The organism is Corynebacterium sp., assembly GCF_030152825.1.
Lineage (GTDB): Bacteria > Actinomycetota > Actinomycetes > Mycobacteriales > Mycobacteriaceae > Corynebacterium.
In genome coordinates, this window is sequence record NZ_JASLIP010000092.1 from 1 (window position 1) to 5,371 (window position 5,371).

Genomic DNA, 5,371 nt, shown 5'->3' on the forward strand with positions numbered 1-5,371 from the left:
CTCGGGAAGCGCCTCCGCTTCCCGATAGGCGCCGGTATCCACCCCGTTGGGGATCAGCACTGGGTCGCCGGCGAGCATCTCCACCTGCCAGCGCCGGGCCTCTTCAGAGACAGCAATGCCGGCGTGGATCTTCTCCAGAAATGGCCGCAAGGCCGGCAATGCGAGCTTCAGGATCTTCGAACCACTGGCCGAGGCGTGATAGGTCGCCACCATGGGGCCCTCGGCGACCGCGAGTGTGAGCATGGAATAGGACGGCGAGTTCGGCTCGTGGATGTGCACCACGTCGAAATCATTCCGCGCGATCCAGCGGCGCAGGTGGCGGCGCGCGCGCGGCCCAAAGCTCAAACGGGCCACGGAACCGTTGTAGCGAATCGGGATGCTGGGACCGCCGCACTCCAAGAACTCCGGCAGCCCCTCGCGCTGCTCACCCGGGCCGATGAGGCTCACGCGGTGGCCACGGCGCTGAAGTTCGGCGCAGAGTTCAATCGCGTGGATCTGCACCCCGCCGGGTTCGTCGAAGGAGTACGGGCACACCATTCCGATATTGAGGGGGCGCTCCCCAGTCACTGCGATTTGATCCTGGGTCACGGGGCCTCCCCCGCTGCGAGCCGAGCACGGCGAGACTCACTCAAATCGTCGTAGAACAGCGGCTGCAGCATATGCCAGTCGGCGGGGTGAGCAGCGATATTTTGCGCGAATCCATCCGCAATATCCTGCGCGACTTCCCTAAGCGGGCGGTCGGCATCGATCCTTGGCCCCACGGAAAAGCCCCACTGATCCGGCGCCGCGCCGAAGAAGCTGTGCGCTACGTGCAGAGCTGCCCCGGTTTTCTGGGCGAGCATTGCGGGCCCCGCGGGCATGGAGGTGCGCTCGCCGAAGAAATCCACGGGAATTCCCCGGCCGGTGAGATCCCGCTCCCCCATCAGGCACACGACACCGCCCGCGCGGAGAACCTCCTCGAGCCGGGCCATCGGCGGTTGCTGTCCACCCGTCAGCGGTAGAACCTCGAAGCCCAGCTGGTTGCGGTAGTGGACGAAAGCTTCGAAAAGCGATTCGGGTTTCAGCCTTTCAGCGACGGTCGCGAAACCGCCGTGGGTATGAACCAGCCACACCCCGGCCATATCCCAGTTCCCGGAATGCGGCAGCGTCAGGATCAGCCCTCGACCTTCCGCGACGGCCTCCGCCACGCGCTGCTTGCTGACTGGAGAGCCGAAGCCCTGGTCAAGTGTGGCGGCCAAATCATCACTGACCATGCTGGGCAGCCGGAAGGCCTCCTTCCAATACCTCAGGTAGGAGCGCATCGCGCGACGCACGAGGTCACGGGTGACGTTCTCGGGGCCGACGACGCGGGAGAGGTTGCGGCGCAGCTGTTCAGGCCCCTTCCCCCGCCCCGAGGCAGCGTCAGCGATCAGATCGAAAAGCACGGCAGCGACGGGTTCCGGCAGTCGCTTGGTCGCCGCCCAGCCCAGTTGATACGCCAGCGCGGAGAGATCCTCGCCGCTGGGGAGGGAAAGTTTCTTGGTCACGGGCTAAAACTCCCGTGCTCCCGCGGGCGCCGCGATGTGTTCGGTAGATGCCTCCGAACGGGAGGCCATAACGAGGCGCTGGACAACCGTGAATACGGACCCCAGGCCGAGCAGCCACAGGCCGATCAGGAGAACATAGGGCACGCCCAGGCCGGACAGGCCCAGGGCGACCAACGAGATGATGAGCCGTTCCGGACGCTCGATGAGTCCGCCGTCAACGGGCAGGTCGCTGGCCTCCGCTCGCGCCTTCACATAGCTGGTCACCTGTCCCGCGACGAGAATCGTAAGGGTCAGAGCGAGCAGCACCGGGTGGGACTCGGCGTCCATGGCGAACCAAAAAGCGAGGGCGCCGAAAATCGCGCCGTCCGTGACCCGGTCACAGGTGGCGTCCAGAGTGGCGCCGAATTTCGTGCCACCGCCCGACATCCGGGCCATGGTGCCGTCGACCATGTCCAGCGCGGTCGTGAGTCCGATCAGCACGGCCGCGGCAAAGTGATGGCCGGTGGGGATCAGCCACAGGGCGAGCACCACCGCGGCGACAGTCCCACCGAGCGTGACCGCATTCGGGCTCACGTGTGCTTTCTGAAGGGTGCGGGCGATAGGCTCGATGATGACGGAGGCAGGCCGACGGGCGTGTTCGCTCAGCATTGAGCCTTCCTTTCAGTCATCACGATCGTCCTTAGAACGGGTCCCCTACGCCCGGTATTATCCACTATTTTTGGTCCTCAAGCTCGCGCCACGCCCGAGAGAGCAGGGCCCTGGTATCGCGAAGTGTCTGCGGTAGCACTTTAGCGCCGGCGATCACCGTCATGAAACTCGTATCCCCAGTCCAGCGGGGAACTATGTGTTGGTGCAGGTGCGTAGGCACCGATCCCCCGGACGGACGGCCGAGATTCATGCCGACGTTGATGGCGTCCGGCCCCGAGACATAGCGCAGGGTCTTGATCGCGTGCTGGGTGAAGGTCGCCAGCTCAGTGAGTTCCGCCATTGTCAGGTCCTCGTAGTTGGCGACCTGGCGGTATGGGATCACCATCATGTGCCCGGGGTTATAGGGAAAGAGGTTGAGGACGCAGAAGACTTCCTTGCCGCGAGCGACGATGAGCGCCTCCTCGTCGGGAAGGTTGGGCAGGTCGAGGAACGGGTCCTCGGGCTTCTCCTCGCCGCCTTCGGGGCGTTGTGTCCCCTCCTGGGCGGGCTTCTTCGGCCGATCGGCGAGGTAGGCGGAGCGGTAGGGCGCCCAGAGCCGGTCCAGGCCACCGGCGAGATCAGGCTGCGAGCCCACCCCGGTGTCCACGACCCGGCCATTGGCCTCAGATGCCGCCTGGGCGGATAGCTCAGTCCCCGCGGGCTCCGCGGCTCCTCGTTCCGTGGAACACCGGCCCGCGGGATCCTGGCTCGGATCGCAACTCACTATCCTGGCACCCCTACCTTTATTCACTGTCGCCCGGCGATGCCTAGCCCAGCTCCGACGCGATGAGCTCCTTCGTCGGCTGCTCGTTGCGACGCTGGCCGATCCATTCCTTGATCGCCTTCGCTGCCTCCTCGCGCGGTACACCGTTGACCTGCGTACCGTCGTGGAAGCGGAAGCTGACCGCACCTTTCTCGACGTCCCGTCCTCCGACGAGCAGCATGAACGGGATCTTGCCCTTGGTGTGGGTGCGGATCTTCTTCTGCATGCGGTCATCGGAGGTGTCCACCTCGGCGCGGATGCCGTCCTTACGCAGATCGGCGACGAATTCCTCCAGGTACTCGGTGAAGTCCTCGGCCACCGGGATGCCCATGACCTGGTGCGGCGCCAGCCAGGCGGGGAATGCGCCGGCGTGGTGCTCCAGGAGCACGCCGAAGAAGCGCTCGATGGAGCCGAAGAGCGCGCGGTGGATCATGATCGGGCGCTTCTTGGTGCCGTCCGGTGCGGTGTACTCCAGGTCGAAACGCTCCGGCAGGTTGAAGTCCAGCTGCACGGTGGACATCTGCCAGGTACGACCGATGGCGTCGCGAGCCTGAACGGAGATCTTCGGCCCGTAGAAGGCCGCACCAGCCGGGTCCGGAACGAGCTCCAGGCCGGACTTCTCAGCAACGCGCTGCAGAATCTCGGTGGAACGCTCCCAGATCTCGTCGGTGCCGACGAACTTCTTCGGGTCCTTCGTGGACAGCTCCAGGTAGAAGTCGTCCAGGCCGTAGTCGCGTAGCAGGGAGATGATGAACTCCAGCACCGTCGTCAGCTCGTCCTCGAGCTGGTCCTCGGTGCAGTAGATGTGCGCGTCGTCCTGGGTGAAGCCGCGGGCTCGGGTCAGGCCGTGCACCACGCCGGACTTCTCGTAGCGGTAGACGGTGCCGAACTCGAAGAGTCGCAGCGGCAGCTCACGGTAGCTACGGCCACGGGAGGCGAAAATGAGGTTGTGCATCGGGCAGTTCATCGGCTTGGCGTAGTAATCCTGCCCCGGCTTGGTGACATTGCCGTCCTCGTCGGTCTCGCCATCAAGCTGCATCGGGGGGAACATGCCCTCGGCGTAGAAGTCCAGGTGACCGGACTTCTGGAACAGGTCGCCCTTCGTGATGTGCGGGGTGTTGACGAAGGAGTAGCCGCTGGCCAGGTGGCGCTTGCGGGAGTGCTCCTCCATCTCCAGGCGCACGATGCCGCCGTTCGGGTGGAACACCGGGAAGCCGGAGCCCACCTCGTCGGGGAAGCTGAACAGGTCCAGCTCCGCGCCCAGGCGACGGTGGTCGCGCTTCTCGGCCTCCTCCAGCATGTGCTGGTACTCGGCGAGCTTCTCCTTGGATTCCCAGGCGGTGCCGTAGATGCGCTGGAGACCCGCGTTATCCTGGTCGCCGCGCCAATACGCCGCCGAGGAGCGGGTGATCGCGAAGGCCGGGATGTAGCGAGTGGTCGGCACGTGCGGGCCGCGGCACAGGTCGTACCACTCGACCTCGCCGGTGCGTGGGTTGACGTTGGAGTAGGCGGTCAGCTCGCCTGCGCCGACCTCCATGGCCTCCTCGGAGTCCGGATCGACGTTGCCCTTGTCCTCGATGAGCTCGAGCTTGTACGGCTCGGCTGCATACTCGGTGCGAGCCTCGTCGTTGGAGCCATAGGCCTTGCGCTCGAAACGCTGGCCGGACTTGATGATCTTCTTCATCTCCCGCTCGATCTTCTTCAGATCCTCGGGCGTGAAGGGCTCCGCGACGTCGAAGTCGTAGTAGAAACCGCCATCGATGGCCGGTCCAATGCCGAGCTTCGTGCCTGGGAAAACCCGCTGCACAGCCTGGGCGAGAACGTGCGCGGTGGAGTGGCGGATCACGCCGCGACCCTCTTCCGTATCGGACGCAATCGCGGTGACCTCGGTGTCCACCTCCGGGGCCCACGCGAGGTCGCGGAGGTTACCCTCCGGGTCCTTCACGACGACGATGGCCTCGGGCCCCTTATTCGGCAGCTCCAGTGGGCGCATGGCCGCACCGGCTGTCTCGCCAGCCGGAACGAGGAACTTAACGGCAGGCTGTGCGGAAACGGGAGAGTTCAAGAAAATGCTCCTTCAAGCAACGACGTGGGCGGTCACATACCGGGTGACAGCCACTAACGACCTTTCAGTTTACCCCTCGAGGATCTGCTGGCCCCAGTAGGAGCCCGGTTCGGTGCCAGGCAGCACCCAGTAGACCCCAGAGCCGGTGTGGGTGATCCACTGATTAAGTCGGTCGTTCTCCGCGAGACGGTGCTGCAGCGGAGTGAAGGAGGTGTCCGGGTCCTCTTGGAAACAGATGAAGATCAGGCCGGAATCGCCGTGCTCATTGACCTCGCCATCCCAGTTGAACGGGCGCCGCAGCATGTGCTTGCCCTCCCCTGCCGTAATGCC

Annotated in this window: 5 protein-coding genes and 1 pseudogene; all 6 read right to left on the reverse strand. The window is 65.0% G+C overall.

All coding sequences use genetic code 11. From position 1 onward, the window contains the following. Positions 1-537: glycosyltransferase family 4 protein (locus Q1V78_RS08895; RefSeq protein ID WP_300613720.1), on the reverse strand; the 537-nt coding region annotated here is incomplete at its 3' end. A 47-nt stretch (positions 538-584) separates the two neighbouring features. Continuing rightward, complete coding sequence (locus Q1V78_RS08900; protein ID WP_300613714.1) at positions 585-1,526, reverse strand: phosphatidylinositol mannoside acyltransferase; 942 nt, start codon at positions 1,524-1,526, stop codon at positions 585-587. A gap of 3 nt (positions 1,527-1,529) precedes the next feature. Continuing rightward, a complete protein-coding gene (gene pgsA, locus Q1V78_RS08905) occupies positions 1,530-2,174 on the reverse strand; it encodes a phosphatidylinositol phosphate synthase (RefSeq protein ID WP_300613716.1) in 645 nt (214 codons plus the stop codon). Positions 2,175-2,238: 64 nt separating this feature from the next. Next, a complete protein-coding gene (locus Q1V78_RS08910) occupies positions 2,239-2,820 on the reverse strand; it encodes an HIT domain-containing protein (RefSeq protein ID WP_300613722.1) in 582 nt (193 codons plus the stop codon). 160 nt (positions 2,821-2,980) lie between these two features. Beyond that, a complete protein-coding gene (thrS, locus tag Q1V78_RS08915) occupies positions 2,981-4,969 on the reverse strand; it encodes a threonine--tRNA ligase (RefSeq protein WP_300613724.1) in 1,989 nt (662 codons plus the stop codon). Positions 4,970-5,110: 141 nt separating this feature from the next. Next, positions 5,111-5,371 (reverse strand): annotated as a pseudogene (locus tag Q1V78_RS08920) (Dyp-type peroxidase domain-containing protein); the annotation flags it as partial.